We start from the raw sequence: 22414 nt of genomic DNA on the forward strand, positions 1-22414 counted from the left end.
GCTGCTTTGCGCACGTTGCAAGGCCTATCCTTGTTCACACAGGACGAAAGGGGATCGCGTGCCGATCACACTGCGCGACGTAGCAGAGAAGGCCCAGGTCTCGGTACGCACCGTGTCGAACGTCGTCGCCGGCTACACGCACGTCAGCGAGCGCACCCGACAGCGCGTGCAGGCGGCGATCGAGGAGCTCGACTACCGACCCAACCCCGTGGCGCGCACTCTGCGCACCGGCCGCACCGGCGTGCTCGCTCTCGTGGTCCCCGAGATCGACGTGCCGTACTTCGCGGAGCTCGCCCGCGAGGTGATCGACGCGGCAGCCGAGCTCGGCTACCGCGTGATGGTCGACCAGACCGGGCACGACCACGAGCGCGAGCGCCGACTGCTGACCGGGGCAGACCGCACCATGCTGTTCGACGGCGTCTTGTTCAGCCCCCTGGTCACACCCGGGGAGCTGGCACAGATGGAGCCCAGCCGGTCGATGCCGCTCGTGCTGCTCGGCGAGCACGACTTCGACGGCCGCTACGACCACGTCGCCATCGACAACGTGCAGGCCGCGCATGACGCCACCAGCCACCTGATCGCCAGCGGCCGCAGCCGCATCGCGGCGATCGGCACACAGCCCGACGAGGACTACACCACCCCGCGGCAGCGCACGCTCGGGTACGAGCGCGCGCTACGTGAGGCCGGCCTGACCGCGGACCGGGAGCTGCTTCGACCGGCGGCACACTACCGGCGCGCTGCAGGGTACGACGCCGCCACCGCGCTGCTCGCCCTCCCCGAGCCGCCCGACGCGATCTTCTGCTACTCCGACCTGCTCGCCATGGGCGCCATGCGCGCCGTCTTCGACGCCGGCCGCAGCGTGCCCGACGACGTGGCCGTGATCGGCGTGGACGACATCGAGGAGGGCAAGTACACCCACCCGAGCCTCTCGACGGTGTCCCTCGACACCCCGTTCATCGCCCGGCAGGCGGTGGGCCGGATCGCCGAGCGGATCAGCGACCCCGACACCCCGGCGATCGAGGTCACGGCACCGCACACCCTGGTGCAGCGGGAGAGCACGGCGGTCGACCAGGAGCGTACGGCGCACGCGCACGCATGACTTCGGTCAGTTGCTCTGAGATCGGTCGGTTGATTGACCGATCTCAGAGCAACCGACCGAAGTCAGCGAGTCCCATCGGGCCTGACTGCTTTCGCCCCTGACCCTTGCAACGTGTGCACAGATGCGCCAGGGTGTGGTTTTGCAACGTCCGCAAACGGACGTCGCGCACCACCTCGGGCATCACCTGCACGACAGAGAGGTCCTGCACCATGTCGCGAACCATCAGATCCCGAACCACCAGACCCCGACACCTCGCCCCGCGGAGATCGGCCGCACTGACTGCTGCGCTGGCGGCGGCGTTCGCCCTGGTCGGGGCGCCCGCGAGCACGATGGCGGCACCCGGCGCGGCGTCCGCGACGCCGTCGGCCACTGCGCCCGAAGCCGCAACCACGGCCACGGCCACGGCCACAGCAGCCGACGTCACCCAGGCAGCGGCCCCCGGCAGCGTGCTCTACAGCCCCGACCTGAGCCAGCACCCGAACGGGACCGCCGGCTACCCGCGCGCCATCCGGCTCGACCACGACCAGAGCGCCGACCAGACGATGCTCGCCACGTTCGCGCGCGGCGGCACCGGCTCGCCCACGTCTCTGCCCGTCTACCGGAGCACGAACGGCGGGGCGTCGTGGGCACCGGCGTCCACCATCACCTCGAACACGGCCGGCTGGGACCTCGAGGCACCGGCGCTCTACGAGGTCCCGCGCGACGTCCCGGGTCTCGCGGCGGGCGACATCCTGGCAGCCGGCACCGCGTGGCGGGTCGGCGACTACAGCACGCAGAAGGTCGAGGTCTTCCGGTCCACCGACCGCGGGTCGACCTGGCAGTACCTGTCGAACTGCACGCAGACCTCCGGTCAGCCCGACACCTGGGGGCACGGCATCTGGGAGCCGGTCTTCATGGTCACCGAGGACGACCGCCTCGCCTGCTTCATCTCGGACGAGCGTCCGGCGAACAGCCCTACGAACAACCAGGTCATCGGCCACTACACGTCGTCCGACGGCGGCCGCACGTGGGGCTCGACCATGACTGTCGACGTCTCCTTCCCGGCCGACGACCTGCGCCGTCCGGGCATGCAGACGTTCGCCTCACTACCCAACGGCGACCATCTGATGGCGTACGAGATGTGCCGGGACGCCACCAACCCCGACCACGCCTGCGAGGTCTACGTGAAACGGAGCGCCGACGGCGTGAACTGGGGCCCGGCGGGCGAGGCGGGAACGCTCGTCCGCACGTCCGACGAACGCGAGCTGCTGCACACGCCGTACATCTCCTGGGTCCCCGGCGGCGGCCCGAACGGGACGGTCCTGCTGTCCGGGCAGCGCGTCGTCGCGGGGCCGACAGGGAACAAGACGGTCCTGGAGGAGTCGGGGACCGTACTGTTCGCCAACACCGCGCTCGGCACAGGCACCTGGACCGAGGCGGCCACCCCGGTCACCGTGAACCCGACCGGCGGCTACGCCACTGGCGTACCGTCGTGCCCCGGCTACTCGACGCCGGCGATCCCGCGTGAGGACGGCACCAGCTACCTGTACCTCGCCGCCACCTGGCTCGGCACCGGCAACCAGTGCGAGGTGCGGTTCGGGATCGGCTCGCTACCCGGGCCCACGGGACCGATCGGTGCCCCCGGCGGCACATGCCTCGACGTCGACACGAACACCGCGGCCAACGGCAATGCCGCCCAGCTGTGGACCTGCGGCACGGCCACGGGCCAAACCTGGTCCATGGGAGCGGACGGGACTGTCCGCGCGTTCGGCAAGTGCCTCGACGTCGACGCCAACGGAACCGCCAACCACACCAAGGTCCAGCTCTGGGAGTGCAACGGCTCCGGAGCTCAGCAGTGGGACTCGCGCGCGGACGGGTCGCTGTTCAACCCGCAGTCCGGACGCTGCCTCGACGTCCCCCAGGGCAACACCGCCGACGGGACCGACCTGCAGATCTACGACTGCAACGGGCTCTGGACCCAGGAGTGGCGCGTCCCGCGATAAGCGGCATCTTGCGCCGGCGCTGACGCTTCTGCAGGACGACGGGCGTCAGCGTCGGCGCAGGCGCACCCGGGGCCGGGCACGCGGAGAGCGCTACCGTGACGTCATCCGCGACGCCGACCCGCGAACGGGGAACCATGCCGAGAACACCGAACCTTGACCGGATCCGCCGCCACTGGGACCGGCAGTCCGGCAGCTACGACAAGACGATGAACCGTGCGGAGCGGCTGTTCGGCGACACCCGCGAGTGGGTGTGCCGCCAGGCCGACGGCCGGGTGCTGGAGGTCGCCGTCGGCACCGGCCTGAACCTCGGCCTGTACCCCGAGCGGGTGACGCTGACCGGGATGGACCTCAGCCCTGCCATGCTCGCCGCGGCCCGCGAACGGGCCGCCGCACTGGGGCGCGAGGTCGACCTCAGGGCCGGCGACGCCCAGCACCTCGAGTTCGACGACGCCTCGTTCGACACGGTGGTCTGCACCTTCGGTCTGTGTGCCGTGCCGGACGACCGCGGCGCCGTCGACGAGATGGTCCGCGTGCTGCGGCCGGGTGGGCTGCTGCTGCTCGCCGACCACGTGGTCAGCACGTCGCCCGTGATCCGTGCGCTCCAAGCGGTCGCCGAGGTGTACAGCGTGCGCGTCCAGAACGAGTACTTCCGGCGCCGTCCCGTCCTGCACGTGGCGGCCGCGGGGCTCGACATCGAACGGCACGACCGGTTCACGAAGGGGATCGTCGAGCGGCTCGCCGCCCGGAAGCCCGGACCCGGCGGTCCGCTTGACCTCAGGTCGACCTGAACTCGCACCATGGGCACGGACCATCCGCCCGACGAGACGAGGACACGTGGACGCGCAGCACTGGGACGACCGGTACCGCAGCAAGGACCAGCTCTTCAGCGGAAACCCCAACGGCGTGCTCGTCACCGAGGCCGCCGGACTGACCCCGGGCCACGCGCTCGACGTCGGCTGCGGGGAGGGCGGCGACGCACTCTGGCTGGCCCGGCGTGGATGGCGGGTCACCGCCGTCGACATCTCCCAGGTGGCACTCGACCGCGCCGCCGCCGCGGGTGCCGACGTCGCCGGGCATGTGACCTGGACCCGGGCCGACCTCACCACCGCCCCGCCGCCCGACGGCCCGTACGACCTGGTCTCGCTGCAGTACTTCCCGCTCCCCGTCCGGCCGGGCGACGCGGCGCTGCGGAGAATCCTGGCGGCGGTGGCCCCGGGCGGCACCCTGCTCGTCGGCGGCCACGACCTGTCCGACCACGCGGCGCACCGGCACCCGGACTTCGACCCGGCCGACTACTACGCGCCCGGGGACGTCGCACGGCTCCTCGACGACGGCTGGACGGTCGAGGTCGACGAGAGCCGGCTGCGCACCACCGCCCCGCCCGAGGGCACGCACCACGTCCACGACACCGTGCTGCGCGCCCGGCGCCTGCCGTAGGAGCGGGCCGGTCGCCGTCGACCGGCCCGCGACGACGGCCGGCCGCGGCGGGTCAGGCGCTCGCGAGCCCCGCCAGTGCTCGGCCCATCTCGGCGTTGAGCTCGGCGGGCGTCAGCGTCAGCCGGGACTTGACGTCCCGGCTCCACTGGTCGGCGAGCACCTCGGTGGAGCCCTCCTCGACGCCGTCGAGCACGGCGTCGGCCAGGTCCGCCGGCGCGATCTTGTCGACCTGCCAGCTGGCCGCCATGTCCGTGTCGGCGAGGCCCAGGTGCACTCCGGTCACGAGCGTGCCCTGCTCGGCGAGCTCCATGCGCACGCCGTTGGTCATGGCCCACGCCGCGCCCTTGGTCAGGTGATAGCTGTTGCCGGCGCCGACCGGGAACCACGACATGGCGGAGAGGATGTTCACGATCGCCCCTCCCCCGTTCCCGGCGAGGGCCGGCGCGAGCTCCCGGATCATCGCGAGGCCGCCGAACAGGTTGGTCTCCAGCTCCAGGCGCAGGGTGTCGAGCGAGCCGGTCACCAGCCCGGTGCCCGTCGTGATCCCGGCGTTGTTGACCAGCAGCGTGACGTCAGGGGCTGCGGCGGCCGCCGCCCGGACGGACCCGGGGTCGGTGATGTCGAGGGCGAGCACCTCCACGCCGGGCAGGTCCACGGCCTCCGGGCGGCGGGCGGTCGCGTAGACCTTGCGAGCGCCCCGTTCGAGCAGGCGCTGCGCGATGGCGCGGCCCAGGCCGCGGTTGGCTCCGGTGACGAGGGCGACAGAGTCGTTGATGTCCATGCCCGGTACGCTAAAACCTGACGCTGACGTCAGAGGCAAGCCCTGGTCGTCGGGGCGAGGAGTGAGAGGGGTCACCATGACCGTCACGGAGGCACGGACCGAGCGGCTGGTCCGCATCGGCGAGGTCGCGCGGGAGGCCGGCGTCTCGGTACGCGCCGTGCGCTACTACGAGCAGCAGGGCCTGCTCACGGCGGAGCGCAGCCCGTCGGGCCAGCGCCTCTACCGGCAGGACGCCGTCGCCCGGGTCCGGTTCTTCCAGCAGATGTACGCCGCCGGCCTGAGCAGCCGGCGCATCGCCGAGCTCCTGCCGTGCTGGGACGCCGGGCGCACCGACGCCGACCAGCGCGCCATGCTGCGTGCCGAGCGCGACCGCATCCAGGCCCGGGTCGACGACCTCCAGGCGGCCCTGGACCGGCTCGACGAGGTCATCGCGATCAGCGCCACCCACCCGTAACCGCACGTGGCCGTGCGCCCGCTGCCACCCGGCGTGGCAGCAGGCGCGTCGTCGGCCGCCTCCGGTCAGGCGTCGAGAACCACCGCGATGACCACCGGCTCCCGCCGCGAGCTACGGGCCAGCGACCGGGCGACCGCCTTGGCGATGATCTCCTCGAGCTGGTCCACCTCGGTGGTCTTCTTGCGCGTGGCGTCCGCCAGCGCCTGCTCGACGGCGCGCGAGGCGTTGTCGAGGCTGTCCTGGCCGTGCACGGAACCTCGATGGAGGTACTCGAGCGGCTCGGCGAGCTCCGCGGTGCCCGCGCGGAGGAAGGCCAGGACGGTCAGCACCCCGGCGGCGCTCAGCTGGCGCCGGTCGGCAAGGGTGTCCTCGGTGACGTGGCCGACGGTTTGGCCGTCCACGTACACCAGGTCGTTCTCGACCTGGCCCACGATGCGGGCCACCCCGTCGACGAGGTCGACCACGACGCCGTCGCGCGTGATCAGCACGTTGTCGGAGGGCACGCCGGTGCGCTCGGCCAGGGCGCCGTTCGCGTGCAGGTGCTTGGGCTCGCCGTGGACCGGCATGACGTTGCGCGGGCGCAGGATGTTGTAGCAGTAGACGAGCTCGCCGGCGCTGGCGTGCCCGGACACGTGGACGCGGGCGTTGCCCTTGTGCACGACGTTGGCGCCCAGGTCGGTGAGCTTGTTGATGATGCCGTAGATGGCGCTCTCGTTGCCCGGGATCAGGGAGCTGGCCAGCAGCACCGTGTCGCCGTCGGTGATGCGCACCTCGTGCGTCTCGCCCGCCATCCGCGCCAGGGCCGCCATGGGCTCGCCCTGGGACCCGGTGCAGATGAGCGTCACCTTGTTCGGGGCCAGGCCGCGCGTCTTGGCGTAGTCGATCACCAGGCCGCGCGGGACGGTGAGGTAGCCCAGCTCACGCGCGATGCGCATGTTGCGCACCATCGACCGGCCGACGAACGCGACCTTGCGGCCGCGGGCGTGCGAGGCGTCGAGGACCTGCTGGATGCGGTGGACGTGGCTGGCGAAGCTGGAGACGATGACCCGCCCCGGCGTCGTGGCGAAGACCTGGTCGATGGCCGGCGTCAGCTCCGTCTCGGAGATGGTGAAGCCGGGCACCTCGGCGTTGGTGGAGTCGACCAGCAGCAGGTCGAGCCCCTCGTCGCCCAGGCGGCCGAAGGCGCGCAGGTCCGTCAGGCGGCCGTCGAGCGGGAACTGGTCCATCCGGAAGTCTCCGGTGTGCAGCACCGTCCCGGCGTCCGTACGGATCACGACGGCGAGCCCGTCGGGGATCGAGTGGTTGACGGCGATGAGCTCCAGCGCGAACGGGCCGGCCGCGTACCGGTCACCGGCCTCGACCCGCGCCAGCACGGGCTTGATGCGGTGCTCGGTCAGCTTGGCGGACAGGAACGCGAGCGTCAGCTCCGACCCGACGACGGGGATGTCCGGCCGCTGCTTGAGCAGGTAGGGCACTCCGCCGATGTGGTCCTCGTGCCCGTGCGTGAGCACGATCGCCTCGATGTCGTCGAGCCGGCCCTCGATGCTGGTGAAGTCGGGCAGGATGACGTCGATCCCCGGCTGGGTCTCCTCGGGGAAGAGGACCCCGCAGTCGACGACGAGCAGCTTGCCGCCGTGCTCGAAGACGGTCATGTTGCGGCCGATCTCGCCGATGCCGCCGAGCGGCGTGATGCGCAGGGCCTGCGGTGCTGCGGCAGGCGGGCGAGCGAGGTCTCGCGGTGCGGTGTGCATGGTGTCCCTCCGGAACAGGTTAGCCGCAAAGGCCCGGCCCCTCGTGGCGTGGGACAGCCGCCAGGAGGGGCCGGAGCTCTGCGTGTCGCGCCGCGGGTGCGGCGCCGTGGGTACTGCGATGTCGCTACGTCTGTGCTGCTACGTCCGTGCTGCTACGTCTGTGCTGCTACGCCTCTGTCGCCGCGTCGGTCGGCGGGTCAGTGACCGGCGCCGAGGTAGCCGGCCAGCCGCTCGTGCCGCGCGGCGGAGTCGTCGTTCATGCCGATGATCGTCACGGTCTTGCCCTTGGCCTCGTACCTGGTCCGCACGGCGTCCAGCGACGCGACGGTCGAGGCGTCCCAGATGTGGGCCCTGGTCATGTCGATCACGATGTTCCTGGGGTCGCCCGCGTAGTCGAACTGGTAGACCAGGTCGTTGGACGACGCGAAGAAGAGCTCGCCCTCCACCGCGTACACCCGCTGGTCGTCGGCGTCGGACGCGTCCAGGCGCTTGACGGAGGTGAAGTGCGCGACCCGCTGAGCGAACAGCACCATCGCGACCAGCACCCCCACGATCACACCGTAGGCCAGGTTGTGCGTCGCCACGGTCACCACGACCGTCGCGACCATGACGGTGGTCTCCGACTTCGGCATGCGCCGCAGGGTCGCCGGGCGGACCGAGTGCCAGTCGAACGTGCCGACCGACACCATGATCATCACCGCGACCAGCGCCGCCATGGGCATGATGGCCACGACGTCACCGAGGCCGACCACGAGGATCAGCAGGAACACGCCGGCGAGGAACGTCGAGAGGCGGGTGCGCGCACCGGAGGCCTTCACGTTGATCATGGTCTGGCCGATCATCGCGCAGCCGCCCATGCCGCCGAAGAACCCGGTGACGATGTTGGCGGTGCCCTGCCCCCAGGCCTCGCGGGTCTTGTTCGAGTGGGTGTCGGTGACGTCGTCGACCAGCTTGGCGGTCAGCAGCGACTCCAGGATGCCGACCAGGGCCATCGCCAGCGCGTACGGCGCGATGATCTGCAGCGTCTCCAGGTTGAGCGGCACGTCCGGGAAGAGGAGGCTGGGCAGCGACTCGGGCAGCGCGCCCTCGTCGCCCACGGTCGGCACGTTGATCGCCGCGACGACGACCGCGACCGTGAGCAGCACGATGGCGACCAGCGGCGCGGGGACCACCGTGGTCCAGCGGGGCAGCAGCACCATGATCACGATGCCGACGGCGACCAGCGGGTAGACGATCCACGGCACGTCGACCAGGTGCGGCACCTGGGCCAGGAAGATGAGGATGGCCAGGGCGTTGACGAAGCCGATCATGACCGACCGCGGGATGAACCGCATGACCTTCGCGACGCCGAGCACGCCGAGCACCACCTGGATGATCCCGGCGAGGATCACCGTGGCGATCAGGTGGTCGAGCCCGTGCTCGCGCACCACCGGGGCGATGACCAGTGCGACGGCGCCGGTCGCGGCGGAGATCATGGCCGGGCGCCCACCGACGAACGAGATGGTGACGGCCATCGTGAACGACGCGAACAGGCCGATCCGCGGGTCGACGCCCGCGATGATCGAGAAGGCGATCGCCTCAGGGATCAGGGCCAGCGCCACGACGAGCCCGCCGAGGACCTCGGTGCGCAGCGTGCGGACCGAGCTGAACGCGGCCCTGAACGATCCGGAGGCGGTGGCCTCGGGGGCGCCGGTGACAGGAGCCGGCGCCGGGGCGGCGCCGGGCAGGTCGGCAGGAGTGTGTGACACGCAGCTTCCTTCGGGCTCTGGGGCGCACGCCCCGAGGACCGAGGTCGCGGGACCCGGTCCGGTCGGACAGGACTGAGCACGCGACGCTGCGCACGAAGATGAGGAGGGCGCGATCCACCGCGGATCGGTGGCGCACCGGGCGCAACTCTACCCTTACGTAAGGGTAGAGTTGCAACATGGGCACCCCGGACACCTCGACCACCATGCACATCGGCGCGGTCGCCGAGCGCACCGGCCTGTCCCTGCGCACGCTGCGGCACTGGGACGAGGTGGGCCTGGTCACCCCGTCGGGACGCACCGACGGCGGGTTCCGGCTCTACACCGACTCCGACGTCGACCGGATCCTGCTGGTCCGGCGGATGAAGCCGCTCGGCTTCTCGCTCGACGAGATGGCCGACCTGCTCGACGTGACCCAGCGCCTGGCCGCGGACGAGACCACCGGGCCGGACGGCACCGACCTGCGCGCCCGGCTGGACGAGTTCATCACCACGGCCCGCGAGCGCCGGGCCGACCTGGCCAAGAAGCTCGACATGGCCGACGAGCTGATCACGCTGCTCGGCGCCGTCTGACCACCGGCGCGGCCGCACCCGCCGTCGGCCGTGCGTCGTCCGTCACGCCCTGGCCGCGGACTCCGGGTCCCGGAGCATGTGCGACTCGATGAGCTCGTGGCGGCGGAAGTAGGTGGTCGCCACCGCCTGGACGGTCGCGGCGACCGGCAGGGCGAGGAACGCGCCGAGCACGCCGAAGACGGCGCCGAAGGCGAGCACCACCAGCAGGCTCACCGCCGCGTTCATCTCCAGCGCGCGGGCCGACACCTTCGGGGCCAGGTACAGGTTCTCGAACTGCTGGTAGGCGATCACGAACCCGAGCACGCCCAGGGCCTGCGGCCATCCCTGGGCGGTGAGGGCGACCATGGTGGGCAGCGCGCCACCCAGGTAGGCGCCGATCGTCGGCACGAACTGGGAGACCACGCCGACGAAGACCGCGAGCGGCACCGCGTACGGCGTCTGCAGGATGGCGAGGAACGCGAAGGTGACCGCCGTGGACACCGCCGCCAGGACCACGCGGGAGCCGATGTAGTCGGACACCTTGCCCTGGGTGACCTCCCACAGGTGCAGCATCTCCTGCTGGCGCGCCGGGGTGAGCCAGCCGCACACCGCCGCGCGGAACCGGGGCCCCGCCGCGAGCAGGTAGTAGGCGACGAGCAGGATGGTAAGGGTCGCGAGGAGGCCGCCGACCACGGTGGTCCCCACCAGCAGCGCCCCGGAGGCCACGTCGTCGCCGAACTCGTCGAGCGCCTGGCGCAGCAGGTTCTGCGTGTCGGGGACCACGATGTCGAAGCGGTCGACGAGGAAGCCCTGCAGGCCCGCGTAGAGCCGGGGCACGGACTGCGCGAGCTCGACGAGCTGCTGCACGAACAGGTTGCCGAACAGCGCCATGAGCACGATGACCACGACGAGCGACCCCAGCAGCGTGACCGCCGCCGCCAGTCCCCTGCGCCAGCCGTGCCGCACGAGCCAGACCGTGCTCGGCTCGAGCGCCAGCGCGATGAAGAAGGCGATGAGCACGTTGACGAAGAGCCCCTCGAGGGCGCCCAGCGCGTTCCACGCGAAGACGGCGAAGAAGACGGCTGCCACGGCCATGAGCAGCGCGCGGGGCAGCCAGCGCGGCGGACGTGGGGAGTCAGGGGCACCGGGCGGCGCGAGGGGCACGTCCGGAGGGGGCTGCTCGGTCCCGGCCGGCGAGCCGGAGCCCGCCTCGTCGGTCTCGGACGAGCTGGGCGAGGTCATGGCACGACGGTAGTGCTCCGCCGGCCCAGGCGTCAGCGCTCCACGCCGACGTCGGGCGTCAGTCCCCGCTCGCGGGCAGCGGGATCAGCGGCACGTCGGGGTGCGCGCGCTCGAACGCCCGCGCGTGCCAGACGTCCCGCAGCAGGACGAGCGGCGTCCCGTCGCCGCGTCGCGCGACCTCGACCCCCGGGTAGGCCGCGATGGTGTCGAGGTCGCCCGGCGCCGCCTCACGGGCGAGCGACAGCCCCAGCGTCTCCATGCGGATGGGCGCCGAGAACTCGTGCTCCATGCGGAAGGTGGCGACCTCGAACTGGAGCGGGCCGACCGCCGCGAGGATGGGGTTTCCGTCACCGCGGGCCTCGTTGATCAGGACCTGGACGACGCCCTCCTGCTCCAGCTGGGTGATGCCCTTGCGGAACTGCTTGGAGCGGCCCGGGTCGGCCACGCGGGCAGCGGCGAAGTGCTCCGGCGCGAACACCGGCATGGGCGGGAAGCGCACCTTCGCTCCCGACGAGTCGAACACCGTGTCGCCGACGGCGAGCGTGCTGGCGTTGACCAGGCCCACGACGTCGCCGGGGTAGGCGTCCTCGACCGTCGCGCGCTCCCGGCCGAAGACGGACAGGGCGTACTTGGTGGCGAACGGCCGGCCCGTGCGCTCGTGGGTGACGACCATGCCGCGCTCGAAGCGGCCGGAGCACACCCGGATGAACGCGACGTGGTCGCGGTGGTTCGGGTCCATCCCTGCCTGCATCTTGAACACGAACCCGCTGAACGGCTGGTCGACGGCGCGCTCCCGGCCGTCGGTGTCCGGCCGCGCCCCCGGCGCGGGGGCGAGGTCCACGACGGCGTCGAGGAGCTGGCGCACGCCGATGTTCGCGAGCGCCGCACCGAACAGCATCGGCGTGGTGGTGCCGGCGAGGAACGACTCGCGGTCGACGGCGTCGAGGAGCTGCACGCTCTCGACGGCCTCGGTGTGGTCGTCGCCCAGGGAGTCGGCGGCGGCCTGCGAGGTCAGGACGGTCTCCTCCGCGATCGAGGCGCCGCCCGGGGCGCGGCGGTAGGTGCGCACCTCGCCGCTGGCACGGTCCAGGAGGCCGAGGAACCGCCCCGCCTCGCCGATCGGCCAGGTGAGCGGCGTCGGGCGCAGGTTGATGCGCTCCTCGAGCTCGTCGCACAGCTCAAGGGCCTCGCGGCCCGGCCGGTCCCACTTGTTGACGAACGTGATGACCGGTACCCCCCGGCGGCGGCAGACCTCGAACAGCTTGAGCGTCTGCGGCTCCAGGCCCTTGGCGGAGTCGAGCAGCATGACGGCGGCGTCGACGGCGGTGAGCACCCGGTAGGTGTCCTCGGAGAAGTCGGCGTGCCCGGGCGTGTCCAGGAGGTTGATCACGACGTCGCCGTAGGCGAACTGCAGCGCCGCGGAGGTGATCGAGATGCCGCGCTTCTGCTCCATCTCGAGCCAGTCGGACACCACGCCGGCGCGGTTGCCCTTGCCGTGCACGGCCCCGGCCTCGTCGATGGCGTGGGCGTGCAGCGCGAGCGCCTCGGTGAGGGTGGACTTACCGGCGTCGGGGTGGGAGATCACGGCGATGCTGCGTCGACGCGCCGCCTCGGCCTTCACCGGACGGGCATCGGAGGAAAGGACCGTCACCGAGACTCACCGTTCTGTTCGTGCTGCAACAACCCACACCCATCTCTCGTCACCAGCGCCCAACTCTACCTCTCCCCCCGACCCCCCCGTTGAGTGCTGGATGTTCGCCCCTCAATGCGTCAAGAAGGGGCGAATATCCAACACTCAACAGGGTCTTCTGGGCGTGTATACACGGTGTGTATAGTTCTTGGCATGTCCGTCGCACACACCCTGCTGGGGCTGCTCGAGTCCGGTCCTCGCCACGGCTACGACCTGAAGCGGTCCTACGACGAGCGCTTCGGGCACGACCGTCCGCTGCACTACGGCCAGGTCTACTCGACGCTCGCCCGGCTGCTGAAGAACGGCCTGGTCGAGGTCGAGTCGGAGCCCGGAGCGGGTCCCGAGCGCAAGAAGTACGCGATCACGGAGGCCGGCGTGTCCGACGTCGCCGCCTGGCTCGCCACTCCCGAGAAGCCGGAGCCGTACCTGCAGAGCACGCTCTACACGAAGGTGGTGCTCGCCCTGCTGACCGGGCATGACGCCGACGACGTGCTCGACACGCAGCGCGCCGAGCACCTGCGGCTCATGCGCCGGCTGACCCGGCGCAGGGACAGTGGCGACCTGGCCGACCAGCTCATCTGCGACCACGCCCTGTTCCACCTGGAGGCCGACCTGCGCTGGCTCGAGCTCACCGCCGCGCGCATCCAGCAGCTCGCCACGCAGGTGCGCGCGTAGCGCGCCCTGCCGGACTCACCACCACGCGACCACGACCCTGGAGACCCGATGCCCACCGAACCACTGCTCACCGCCGAGGGCCTGCACCTCAGCTTCGGCGCCACCACGGCGCTGGACTCGGCCTCCGTCGAGGTGCACGCCGGGGAGATCCTCGCGCTGATGGGACCGTCCGGGTCCGGCAAGTCCACGCTGCTGCACTGCCTGGCCGGCATCCTGCACCCCGACCTGGGCCGGGTGACCTACGCGGGGCGTGACCTGACCGCGATGCACGACGACGAGCGCAGCGCCCTGCGCCGCAGCGAGTTCGGGTTCGTCTTCCAGTTCGGCCAGCTCGTGCCGGAGCTCTCCTGCCTCGAGAACGTGGCGCTGCCGCTGCGGCTGGGCGGCGCGAGCCGCCGCGCCGCCCTGGCCAGCGCGAAGGCCTGGCTGGACCGGCTCGAGGTGTCCGACGTCGCGGGCAAGCGCCCCGGCCAGGCATCCGGCGGGCAGGGCCAGCGGGTGGCGGTCGCCCGTGCCCTCGTGACGCGGCCCAAGGTCGTCTTCGCCGACGAGCCGACCGGCGCCCTGGACACCCTGAACGGCGAGCGGGTCATGCAGCTCTTCACCGCGGCGGCACGGGACACCGGGGCCGCCGTCGTGCTCGTCACCCACGAGCCGCGCGTCGCCGCGTACTCCGACCACGAGGCGGTCGTGCGCGACGGTCGCGTGCGCGCACGGGAGTACGTGCGATGAGGTGGATCAGCGACCTCGCCCTGGGCGTCCGGCTCAGCGTCGGCGGCGGCCGGCAGGGCTGGGCCCGGCTCGCCCTGATCGCCGTCGGCGTCGGGCTGGGCGTGACGATGCTGCTGGTCGCCGCCAGCATCCCCACGGTGCTCGACGCGCGCGAGGCCCGGGCGGAGGCCCGCTCGGTGGCCGCGGCCCAGGAGCTCACCGTGGGCGAACCGTCGGTCCTCACCCAGGAGGTCCGGTCGATGTTCCGTGACGACCCGCTGGTGGGGCTGGTGCTCCAGCCGGAGGCCGACGACGCCCCGCTCCCGCCGGGCGTCAGCACCCAGCTCGCGCCGGGCGACGTCGTGCTATCGCCCGCGCTGGCCGACCTGATCGCCTCCGACGACGGGGCGGCGCTGCGCGGCCGGTGGGGCGACCAGGTCGTCGGGACCATCGGGGACGAGGGCCTGACCGGGCCCGACGAGCTCCGGTTCTACCTCGGCACGGACCAGCTCAACACCACGAACGCCGTGCGCGTCCAGTCGTTCGGCGGGGCCGAGCCGGTCGACGAGGGTCTCGACCCCGTCATGACTCTCCTCGTCCTGGTGGGCATGGTCGTGCTGCTGCTGCCCGTCGCGATCTTCGTCAGCACGGCGGTGCGGTTCGGCAGCGAGAACCGCGACCGGCGGCTGGCCGCGCTGCGCCTGGTCGGGGCCGACGCCGGGATGACCCGCCGGATCGCCGCCGGCGAGACCCTCGCGGGCGCCGCGGGCGGGCTCGTCGTCGGCGCCCTGCTGTTCCTGGTGGTCGCGCAGGTGGCGGGCGGCCTCCTGCCGCCGAGCATGAGCTTCTACCCGGCGGACCTGCGCCCCGCACCGGTCCTCGCGGCGGCGACCGTGGTGCTGGTCCCCGCGATGACGGTCCTCGTCACGCTGTCGGCCCTCAAGCAGGTGCTGGTCGAACCGCTCGGTGTGGTCCGGCGCAGCAGCGAGCACCGGCGGCGGTTCTGGTGGCGGCTGGTCTTCCCCGTCGCGGGGATCGCGCTGCTGGCCCCGCTGGCGGGCGGGCTCGACGACGGACCGCTCAGCCAGGTCATGGTGGTGGCGGGGCTGATCCTCGTGCTGGTCGGTGTGGCGCTGATCCTGCCGTGGCTGGTCGAGGCGACGGTGCTCCGGCTGGCCGGCGGGAGCGTGGCGTGGGACCTCGCGGTGCGGCGCCTGCAGCTGGACAGCGGGACGGCGGTCCGCGCCGTCTCGGGCATCGCGGTCTCGGTCGCCGGGCTGATCGCGCTGCAGGGGCTGGTCGGCGCGATCGGGGCGCTCAGCGCGGGGTCGCAGGCCGACACCCGCACGTTCCAGGCCACGGTGCTCGACATCGACCCCGCCGCCGACGCGGCCGCGGCGTGGGAGCGCGGTCTCTCCGGCGCCGAGGGCGTGCGGGGCGTCGGGACGCTGACCTCGGTGTGGGCGCGGCCGGCGGACGCCTCGCGACCGCTGTCCCGCGACGAGGAGATGCTCATCGAGTCCGGCACGTGCCGGGTGCTGGCGCAGGAGGCGCGGCTCGGCCCGTGCGAGGACGGGGACGTGTTCGTCGTCGCGGCGGACGGCGCCGAGGTCCCGGCGCCGGGCACCACCTACGACCTGGGCGGGGCGTCGGAGAGCCGGTTCACGCTCCCGGCGTCGGCCCGGACCGTGGCCCCGCCCACGGGCGGGATCGACGCGATGGGCGTGCGTCCGCCGCGAATCCTGGCCACGCCCGGGGCGCTGGCGGGGATCAGCCTCGACCCGGGCACGGTGAACGCCTACGTCACCCTCGATCCCGCCGTACCGGACGCCCTGGACCACTTGCGCACCGCGGCAGCCCAGATCGACCCGGTCGCCTACGCCATGCCGATCGCGCAGGAGCGCATCGCCTCGGTCCTCGGCAGCGTGCGCCAGGTGCTCCTGGTCGGCACGGTCGCGCTGCTCGTGCTGGTCGGGGCGAGCATGCTGGTCAACGTCGTCGAGCAGCTCAGGGAGCGCAGGCAGCTGCTCGCGGTGCTCGTCGCGTTCGGTACGCGGCGCAGGACCCTGAGCGGCTCGGTGCTGTTCCAGCTCGCCATCCCGGTGGCCCTGGGGCTGACCCTGGCCGTCCTGACCGGCTCGGGCCTGGCGCTGGCGCTGCAGACTGCGGTCGACGCCCCGCTGACGTTCGACTGGCAGGGAGTGGGGGTGACCGCCGGGGCCGCCGCGCTCATGGTGCTGCTGACGACGGCCGCCGGCCTGCCCCTGCTGTGGCACCTGACCCGCCCGGGCGCCCTCCGCAACGAGTGACGCGGGCCTTACGGCCCTGACTCGGCGTACCGGGTACGCCGGGTCAGGGCCGTGGGCCTTCGCTACCGCCCCGCCACCGGGGTGGGCGCCGAGACCGCCACGCCCGGGAAGGCGCCCGGGCGCGAGGCCGTCACCCGGACGGACATCCGGTGCCCGACGTCGGCGGCGGTCACCCGCAGCGTCTGGCGGGTCGCCCCGGCCACCGGTTCGTCGTCGCGCAGCCACTGGTAGGTGAACGTCACGTCGTCCTTGTCCCACACGCCCGGGGTGGCGGCCAGGGTGCCGCCGACGGCCGCCTTGCCCCGGACCGTCGGCGGGCGCTCGGACTCGGGCCGCTCGCCGTCGTAGGCGAGCGGGTCCACGCTCGTGAGGGTGGGCACCACCCGCTCCATGAGGCCGTCGGCGCCGAAGGTCAGCCGGTCGATGGTGGTCTCCCGGTGCGTGCCGTCGCCGCCGGGCATCCCGAACCGGTGGTAGGCGATGTACCACTCGTCGGTGCCGGGCACCTGGACTATCGAGCTGTGCCCGGTGCCGAGGATGCCCTGGCTCGGGTCCTTCTCCAGGATGACGCCGCGGTAGGTCCACGGTCCGTCGACGCTGGTGGCCGTGGCGTAGCCGACCCGGTAGTTCGCCGAACCGGTGTCGTCGATCGAGTACGTCAGGTGGTAGAGCCCGTCGCGGTAGTTGAGGAAGAGGCCCTCGCGGAAGTCGGTCAGGCCACCGATCCGCCGGATCGTGCCCTGCTCGACCGACAGCATGTCGTCGCTCAGCTCGGCGTAGACCGGCCCGTTCGACGGCCCGCCGTTGCCCCAGAACAGGTAGTACCTGCCGGTCTCCGGGTCCTGGAACGCGGCCGGGTCGATGGCCTGGCCCGACGTCACCGCCTCGTTGCCCAGGATCATCGCCTCCGGCTGCGCGGTGAACGGCCCCTCGGGGCTGTCGGCCACGGCGACGCCGATCGTCTTGCGCCCGTACGCCGGGTTGTGGCCGGAGAAGTAGAAGTAGTACTTCCCGTCGCGCTCGATGATGGTCGGCGCCCAGGCGTTGCCGCTCGCCCACGGCACGTCGCCGTTCGCGCCGTCGAGGGTCAGGAACGGCTCGTCCGAGCGCTCCCAGTCAGCCAGGTCCTTCGACTTCCAGACGTAGAAGTCCTTGCCACCCCAGCCCGGGACGCCGTCGGTGGTCACGTAGAGGTAGTAGTGGTCGCCGAACTTCGCGATGTTCGGGTCCGCGTACAGGCCCGGCAGCACGGGCGACCGCATCTCGACGGCGCGCACCGTCCAGTCGCGGGTCGTGCCGTCCTCGGCCGTGACGGTGAACGTCCGCGGGGACGACAGGTCCACCGGGCCGGTGACCTCCGGCGAGACCGTCGACGTCGACACCACGTCGAAGGCCGGCTCCAGCGCCGTCAGGTCGGTGCCGGGCGTCACCGGCAGGGTCACCGTCGACGTCGCGCCGTCGATCACGGCCGGGACCTCGAGGCTGTCGAGGTCCACGCCGGTGATGGCGGTCGGGTCCGCCCCGAGCTCCCGGACCTCGCCCGCCGACAGGGCGCGGTTGTAGATCCGGAAGTCGCGCACCTTGCCCTTGAGGTACCTGTCGGCGGTGTAGACGGAGCGTCCGATGTAGTTGGCGGTGGTCCGGCCGTCGCCGATGTCGCCGGGCTCGATCGTGACGCCGGTCCTCTCCCCGACCTCGACGCCGTCGAGGTAGAGCGTGGCCGTGCCGTCCTGGAGCGTGTAGGTCAGCGTCTTCCAGGCGCCCCGGGGCAGCGCGGAGCCCGAGGCCACGGTCTGCTCCGTGGACCAGTTCCCGGTCGCGATCGAGGAGCGGTAGTTGTTGCCGGTCGTGAACAGGTAGCCGTTGCCGGTGCCGCCGCCGTCGGTGTTGCCAAGACCCCAGATGAAGTACGGCGTCGCCTGGGACGGGTCGAGCCAGACCTCGGTGGAGACGGTGATCGCGTCGAGCCCCGCCATCATGTCGTCCGGCAGCTTCACGTGGCCGTTGGTGCCGCCCAGGTTCAGGGCACCGTCCGCCCACGTGGCGTCGCCGCTGACGACGCCGTCGTAGCCGTGGCCGGTGCTGTCCGCGGCGACCGTGCCGGACGACTCGGTCAGGTCGTACTGCGCGACCAACCCGTTCTCGTCGGCGACGACCGGCGTGGGCGGCTCCGGGACCACGATGCCGTCGCGCAGCGCGGCGAGCTCCGCCGCGGTGACCGGGATGACCGTGCCGTGCCGAGGGCTGGCCGGCAGGTCGTAGTCCGGCGCCACCTGCCAGTCCGGGTTCTCCAGGTCGTCCGTGCCGAGCGGGATGTAGCCGCGGCCGCCGTACTCGTCGACGAACAGGTAGTACGGCGAGCCCGAGGTGTCACCGGGGTTGGCCTCGAAGACGGTCGGCCCCTCGACGGCGGAGGTACCGGCGTCGCGCCCGATGCAGCCGGCCATGAACTCCCACGCCGGGTCGCCCGGCAGGTCGACGGCGGTCAGCGTGGGCGACTTCTCCTGGATGATGTCCGAGCAGCCCGTGCCGCCGCCGCCCTCGTCCTTGGTGAAGCGGTAGTAGGTGTCGTTCTCCTTGATGACCGTGGAGTCGATGCGCGACTCGCCACGGTCCTGCCAGACCTTCGCCTCGCTGAAGGTGACGAAGTCGCGGGTGGTCGCGTACAGCATCCGGTTGTAGGCGCTGCCGGTGTGGTCCGGGTCGTCCTCCGCGTACAGCTTCGAGGCCCAGAACACGACGTACTGCTGCAGCGACTCGTCCCAGTACGCCTCGGGCGCCCAGGTGTTTCCGGCGTTGTCGGGCGACACCTTGACGTGCCGCTGCTCGGACCAGTTGACGAGGTCCGTGGACTCCCAGATCTCCAGGTACTTGCTGCCCTGGCGCTGCGCAGCGTCCCAGTCGCCGTTACGGCCGATGGACAGGTCCGTGGCGATCAGGAAGAAGCGGTCCCCCTCGGGCGAGCGGATCAGGAACGGGTCGCGCAGTCCGAGGGTGCCCTCGGTCGACTCGAGCGTCGGCTGCCCGTCGTTCAGCTCGTCCCACGTCAGGGCGTCGTTGCCCCGGCTGGCCGCGAAGTAGATCTTCTCGCCCGCCACCGAGTTGCCGGTGAAGTAGCTGAACGCGTAGCCCTCGTACGGCGCGGCGGCCGGCTGCTCCCGCACGGTGACCGCGATGTCACGCGTGGCGGTCGCGCCGTCGACGTCGGCCGTGGCCGTCAGGGTGACCCGCGTGTCCCCCGCGCCGTGCGCGGGGCGCCGCACGATGCCGTCCGCGGCGACGACGTCGGGGTCGGACGACGCCCAGCTCACCGCCGCGCCGTGCAGGCCGGACGTCGGCAGGGTGAGGTGTCCACGGACGTCGTCGGCGTGGACGACGGTCAGCGCCGCCGCGGCGGTATCGGCGTCCGCCTGCGCCGTGGCCGGCGCGGCGCTGTCCGACATCGTGGTCTCCTGGGCGGCCGACCGCGCCGTCGGCGTCGCGGCGCTCGCCGGGAGGAACGGGAAGAGGCTTCCGGTCAGGGCCAGGACGGCGCCGACGGCGATCGTCCGGAGGGGCAGCCGGTAAGGACTGGTGCTTCTTTGCACGGTGACCTCGCAAGAATGTGAGCGTTAACAATGCGCAATACGACCATCGGCGCAGCACCCTGTCAACCCTTCGAAGCGACCGCGGCGCCCGCCGGAAGAAAAACCTGGCGCACCACGGAGGGCGGTCCGTAGGGTCGGCCACGATGAATGCCATGACCATGAGCGTGATGATCAGGGAGCGTTCCGCCCGCTAGCGGCGCGGAACGCACACTCACACCCAGCGCGTGCCCCGCGCCGCCGGCTTCCGCCGGGCGGCGCCCTTGTGCTGCCCGGAACTCGAGTACCGACGACCTCCGGAGCACACCATGTCGCGCAACCCTTCCCGTACGCCTGCCCGCACCCCCGCCCGTACCCGTGGCACCGATGGCCCCGTACCGGCAGACCGCCCCGACCACCCCGACCACCTGTCTGGCGGTGCCCACGAGCTGGGCCAGAACCTCCTGGTCGACAGGCAGGTCATCGACCGGGTGGTCGGCCTCGTCGCCGACCACGACCGGCCCCTGGTCGAGTGGGCCGCCGGCCGCGGCGCCATCACGCTGCCCCTCGCACGCCTGGGCCGACCCGTCGAGGCGGTCGAGATCGACCCGCGCTCGGCCGCTCGCCTCGGGCGGGTCGCGCCGGTCAACGTCACCGTGACGCGGGGCGACATCCTGCGCCACGCCCCGCCGTCGGGCGCGTACGACCTCGTCGGCAACGTGCCGTTCCACCTGACCACCCCGGTGCTGCGCCGCCTGTTCACCCTGACCGGCTGGCAGCGGGCCGTCCTGATCACGCAGTGGGAGGTGGCGCGCAAGCGCGCCGCCGTCGGCGGCACCACGCTCCTGACCGCGCAGTGGTGGCCGTGGTTCACGCCTCACCTCGACCGCCGGGTCCCCGCCGCCGCGTTCCGGCCCCGGCCGAGCGTGGACGCCGGGCTGCTCGTGATCGACCGGCGGGCCGACCCGCTGCTCCCGGAGCGCGAGCTCCGGGCCTACCAACGCTTCGCGGCCGCCGTCTTCAACGGACGCGGCCGTGGCCTCCAGCAGATCCTCGTGGGTCAGGGGCTCGCACGAGGAGACGTCCGGCGGTGGGCGCTGGAGCACGGCGTCGCGCAGAGTGCGCTGCCCCGCGACCTGGACGCCCGAGCCTGGGTTGGCGCGTACCGTCTGACGGGCCGGCGACCCACCTCTGCACCGAGCTGACCAGGGCTGTCACACCACACCCAGGGAATCGTCATGTCGGTGCTGTCGAATGGCCCCCATGACTGAGAGCGCACCTCGCCGCCCCCGCCACCGCTGGATCGTCGCCGTCGCCTCGGTGGTCGGGGGGCTGGTCGTGCTCGGCGTGCTCGGTGAGCTCGCCCTGCGCTACGTCATCGACGACCGGATCGAGAGCGCCGCGGCGGAGCTGCCCCCCGGGATGTCGGTCGCCCGGGACGACACCCCGGCCCTCTGGCAGCTGGCCACCGGTCGGGCCACGCTGCGGGTCGAGGTGCCGGCGCAGGCCCTCAGCGACGCCGCGCGCGAGGCCACGGACCTGCCCGACCTGGAGGTCGAGCCGGCGGCGGGCGGCCTGGTCGCCCGGCTGCCGCTGCCGGCAGCCGGGGGCGAGCAGACGGTCGACGTGCTGCTGTCCGTCGTGGCCGAGGGCGGCCGGGCCGTGCTGCGCGCGGACAGCGTCGAGCTCGGCGGGCTCACGCTCCCCGTGGCCACGCTGGCGGACCAGCTCGGCATCACCGAACTGGATCAGCTCGCCGAGGGCGTGGCGTTCCCTGAGGGCGAGAGCCCGGTGGCGATCTCGTCGGCGCAGGCGACCGAGGAGGGGCTGGAGCTGGGGGCCGAGGTAGCGATGTGGTGAGCCGCGGCCGGAGACGGAACCGCCGACCGCTCCCGGGGAGCCGCGTCAGCTCAGGACCAGGCTCGCGATCTTTCCGTCGCGCAGCGTGAACCTGAACGGCCCGGTCCCGTTGAACCGGTTGCTCGTGACCTTGATCGTGACGGTGTACTCGTCGGGTCCCGTCCCCGACTCCACCGAGACCAGCTCGAACTGGCTCTTCATCCCGATGTTGTCGGTCTCGTTCCAGCTCCGGACGCCGTCCGGCCCGTGGAACTCACGCCCCCAGTCGTTCAGGTACGCGTCGTCGGTGAACGTGGCCACGAAGCGCTCCGTGTCGCCGGCGTTGGTGGCGTTGATGAACTCCTGGATGACGGCGGGTACGGCGGCGGGCGGGTCGGTGACAGCCATGAATCCTCCAAGGCACTCGGTTCCCTCGACCCTAGGCACACCTCGCGCCGTCGGCCAGGGATCGGCGATCCCTCCCAGCGCACTGCGGCACGTCGCCGGGTGGCACCCATGGACCGACGCTAATCGTTTCACCAGGTAGTTTTCGCCCCCACCGCCTCCCCACAGTGTTCCTGCACG

At 72.2% G+C, this 22414-nt stretch carries 18 protein-coding genes; 11 read left to right on the forward strand and 7 right to left on the reverse strand.

The window, feature by feature from the left end; genetic code table 11:
* The first annotated feature begins 58 nt into the window (after positions 1–58).
* The 4 genes from ACYVK7_RS20870 (at position 59) to ACYVK7_RS20885 (ending at position 4518) form a co-directional block, all read left to right on the forward strand.
* Complete coding sequence (locus ACYVK7_RS20870; protein ID WP_460889634.1) at positions 59–1099, forward strand: LacI family DNA-binding transcriptional regulator; 1041 nt, start codon at positions 59–61, stop codon at positions 1097–1099.
* Between the two features lie 209 nt (positions 1100–1308).
* Positions 1309–3081 (forward strand): ricin-type beta-trefoil lectin domain protein, encoded by a 1773-nt coding sequence (locus ACYVK7_RS20875; RefSeq protein ID WP_460889635.1) that lies wholly within the window; start codon positions 1309–1311, stop codon positions 3079–3081.
* A gap of 134 nt (positions 3082–3215) precedes the next feature.
* Entirely contained in the window at positions 3216–3869 is a 654-nt protein-coding gene (locus ACYVK7_RS20880) for a class I SAM-dependent methyltransferase (RefSeq protein ID WP_460889636.1), read from the forward strand.
* A 46-nt stretch (positions 3870–3915) separates the two neighbouring features.
* Positions 3916–4518 (forward strand): class I SAM-dependent methyltransferase, encoded by a 603-nt coding sequence (locus ACYVK7_RS20885; protein ID WP_460889637.1) that lies wholly within the window; start codon positions 3916–3918, stop codon positions 4516–4518.
* Positions 4519–4570: 52 nt separating this feature from the next.
* Here ACYVK7_RS20885 and ACYVK7_RS20890 read toward each other — a convergent pair whose 3' ends face one another.
* Positions 4571–5299, reverse strand: a complete 729-nt coding sequence (locus ACYVK7_RS20890; RefSeq protein ID WP_460889638.1) for an SDR family oxidoreductase — start codon at positions 5297–5299, stop codon at positions 4571–4573.
* Positions 5300–5375: 76 nt separating this feature from the next.
* Between ACYVK7_RS20890 and ACYVK7_RS20895 the strand changes: the two genes are divergently transcribed.
* Positions 5376–5753 (forward strand): MerR family transcriptional regulator, encoded by a 378-nt coding sequence (locus ACYVK7_RS20895; protein WP_460889639.1) that lies wholly within the window; start codon positions 5376–5378, stop codon positions 5751–5753.
* A 65-nt stretch (positions 5754–5818) separates the two neighbouring features.
* On the opposite strand, the gene ACYVK7_RS20900 is transcribed toward ACYVK7_RS20895, so the two are convergent.
* Together ACYVK7_RS20900 and ACYVK7_RS20905 are read right to left on the reverse strand one after the other, a co-directional pair.
* Positions 5819–7504 carry a ribonuclease J gene (locus ACYVK7_RS20900; RefSeq protein ID WP_460889640.1) on the reverse strand — a complete coding sequence of 562 codons (1686 nt, stop codon included), beginning with the start codon at positions 7502–7504 and terminating at the stop codon, positions 5819–5821.
* Between the two features lie 197 nt (positions 7505–7701).
* A complete protein-coding gene (locus ACYVK7_RS20905) occupies positions 7702–9252 on the reverse strand; it encodes a SulP family inorganic anion transporter (protein WP_460889641.1) in 1551 nt (516 codons plus the stop codon).
* A gap of 176 nt (positions 9253–9428) precedes the next feature.
* Between ACYVK7_RS20905 and ACYVK7_RS20910 the strand changes: the two genes are divergently transcribed.
* Positions 9429–9821 (forward strand): MerR family transcriptional regulator, encoded by a 393-nt coding sequence (locus tag ACYVK7_RS20910; RefSeq protein ID WP_460889642.1) that lies wholly within the window; start codon positions 9429–9431, stop codon positions 9819–9821.
* Between the two features lie 42 nt (positions 9822–9863).
* Here the strand turns inward: ACYVK7_RS20910 and ACYVK7_RS20915 are convergent, their stop codons facing one another.
* The gene (locus ACYVK7_RS20915; protein ID WP_460889643.1) at positions 9864–11042 is read right to left on the reverse strand and encodes an AI-2E family transporter; all 1179 of its coding nucleotides are present in this window, start codon (positions 11040–11042) and stop codon (positions 9864–9866) included.
* Between the two features lie 58 nt (positions 11043–11100).
* Positions 11101–12693 (reverse strand): peptide chain release factor 3, encoded by a 1593-nt coding sequence (locus ACYVK7_RS20920; protein WP_460889644.1) that lies wholly within the window; start codon positions 12691–12693, stop codon positions 11101–11103.
* Positions 12694–12885: 192 nt separating this feature from the next.
* Between ACYVK7_RS20920 and ACYVK7_RS20925 the strand changes: the two genes are divergently transcribed.
* The 3 genes from ACYVK7_RS20925 to ACYVK7_RS20935 are packed head-to-tail and all read left to right on the forward strand — an operon-like array spanning position 12886 to position 16427.
* Positions 12886–13407 (forward strand): PadR family transcriptional regulator, encoded by a 522-nt coding sequence (locus tag ACYVK7_RS20925; RefSeq protein ID WP_460889645.1) that lies wholly within the window; start codon positions 12886–12888, stop codon positions 13405–13407.
* A 48-nt stretch (positions 13408–13455) separates the two neighbouring features.
* A complete protein-coding gene (locus ACYVK7_RS20930) occupies positions 13456–14139 on the forward strand; it encodes an ABC transporter ATP-binding protein (protein ID WP_460889646.1) in 684 nt (227 codons plus the stop codon).
* Entirely contained in the window at positions 14136–16427 is a 2292-nt protein-coding gene (locus ACYVK7_RS20935) for an FtsX-like permease family protein (protein WP_460889647.1), read from the forward strand. The genes ACYVK7_RS20930 and ACYVK7_RS20935 overlap by 4 nt, the downstream gene beginning before the upstream one ends.
* Before the next feature lie 62 nt (positions 16428–16489).
* On the opposite strand, the gene ACYVK7_RS20940 is transcribed toward ACYVK7_RS20935, so the two are convergent.
* Positions 16490–20014: a family 43 glycosylhydrolase gene (locus ACYVK7_RS20940; RefSeq protein WP_460889648.1), complete on the reverse strand. Its 3525-nt coding sequence runs from the start codon at positions 20012–20014 to the stop codon at positions 16490–16492.
* Between the two features lie 305 nt (positions 20015–20319).
* Here ACYVK7_RS20940 and erm point away from each other — a divergent pair, with 305 nt between their 5' ends.
* Both erm and ACYVK7_RS20950 read left to right on the forward strand, forming a co-directional pair.
* The gene (gene erm / locus ACYVK7_RS20945) at positions 20320–21195 is read left to right on the forward strand and encodes a 23S ribosomal RNA methyltransferase Erm (protein WP_460889649.1); all 876 of its coding nucleotides are present in this window, start codon (positions 20320–20322) and stop codon (positions 21193–21195) included.
* Positions 21196–21253: 58 nt separating this feature from the next.
* Positions 21254–21850 (forward strand): hypothetical protein, encoded by a 597-nt coding sequence (locus tag ACYVK7_RS20950; RefSeq protein WP_460889650.1) that lies wholly within the window; start codon positions 21254–21256, stop codon positions 21848–21850.
* Between the two features lie 45 nt (positions 21851–21895).
* Here the strand turns inward: ACYVK7_RS20950 and ACYVK7_RS20955 are convergent, their stop codons facing one another.
* Positions 21896–22237, reverse strand: a complete 342-nt coding sequence (locus ACYVK7_RS20955) for a nuclear transport factor 2 family protein (RefSeq protein WP_460889651.1) — start codon at positions 22235–22237, stop codon at positions 21896–21898.
* Positions 22238–22414: the final 177 nt, after the last annotated feature.

The organism is Promicromonospora xylanilytica, assembly GCF_054782895.1.

Coding starts and splice junctions, on each gene's coding strand:
- ACYVK7_RS20890 (WP_460889638.1), bottom strand. CDS start 5,299: ATGGACATCAACGACTCTGTCGCCCTCGTCACCGGAGCCAACCGCGGC.
- ACYVK7_RS20880 (WP_460889636.1), top strand. CDS start 3,216: ATGCCGAGAACACCGAACCTTGACCGGATCCGCCGCCACTGGGACCGG.
- ACYVK7_RS20950 (WP_460889650.1), top strand. CDS start 21,254: ATGACTGAGAGCGCACCTCGCCGCCCCCGCCACCGCTGGATCGTCGCC.
- erm (WP_460889649.1), top strand. CDS start 20,320: ATGTCGCGCAACCCTTCCCGTACGCCTGCCCGCACCCCCGCCCGTACC.
- ACYVK7_RS20900 (WP_460889640.1), bottom strand. CDS start 7,504: ATGCACACCGCACCGCGAGACCTCGCTCGCCCGCCTGCCGCAGCACCG.
- ACYVK7_RS20875 (WP_460889635.1), top strand. CDS start 1,309: ATGTCGCGAACCATCAGATCCCGAACCACCAGACCCCGACACCTCGCC.
- ACYVK7_RS20955 (WP_460889651.1), bottom strand. CDS start 22,237: ATGGCTGTCACCGACCCGCCCGCCGCCGTACCCGCCGTCATCCAGGAG.
- ACYVK7_RS20925 (WP_460889645.1), top strand. CDS start 12,886: ATGTCCGTCGCACACACCCTGCTGGGGCTGCTCGAGTCCGGTCCTCGC.
- ACYVK7_RS20910 (WP_460889642.1), top strand. CDS start 9,429: ATGGGCACCCCGGACACCTCGACCACCATGCACATCGGCGCGGTCGCC.
- ACYVK7_RS20935 (WP_460889647.1), top strand. CDS start 14,136: ATGAGGTGGATCAGCGACCTCGCCCTGGGCGTCCGGCTCAGCGTCGGC.
- ACYVK7_RS20915 (WP_460889643.1), bottom strand. CDS start 11,042: ATGACCTCGCCCAGCTCGTCCGAGACCGACGAGGCGGGCTCCGGCTCG.
- ACYVK7_RS20930 (WP_460889646.1), top strand. CDS start 13,456: ATGCCCACCGAACCACTGCTCACCGCCGAGGGCCTGCACCTCAGCTTC.
- ACYVK7_RS20895 (WP_460889639.1), top strand. CDS start 5,376: ATGACCGTCACGGAGGCACGGACCGAGCGGCTGGTCCGCATCGGCGAG.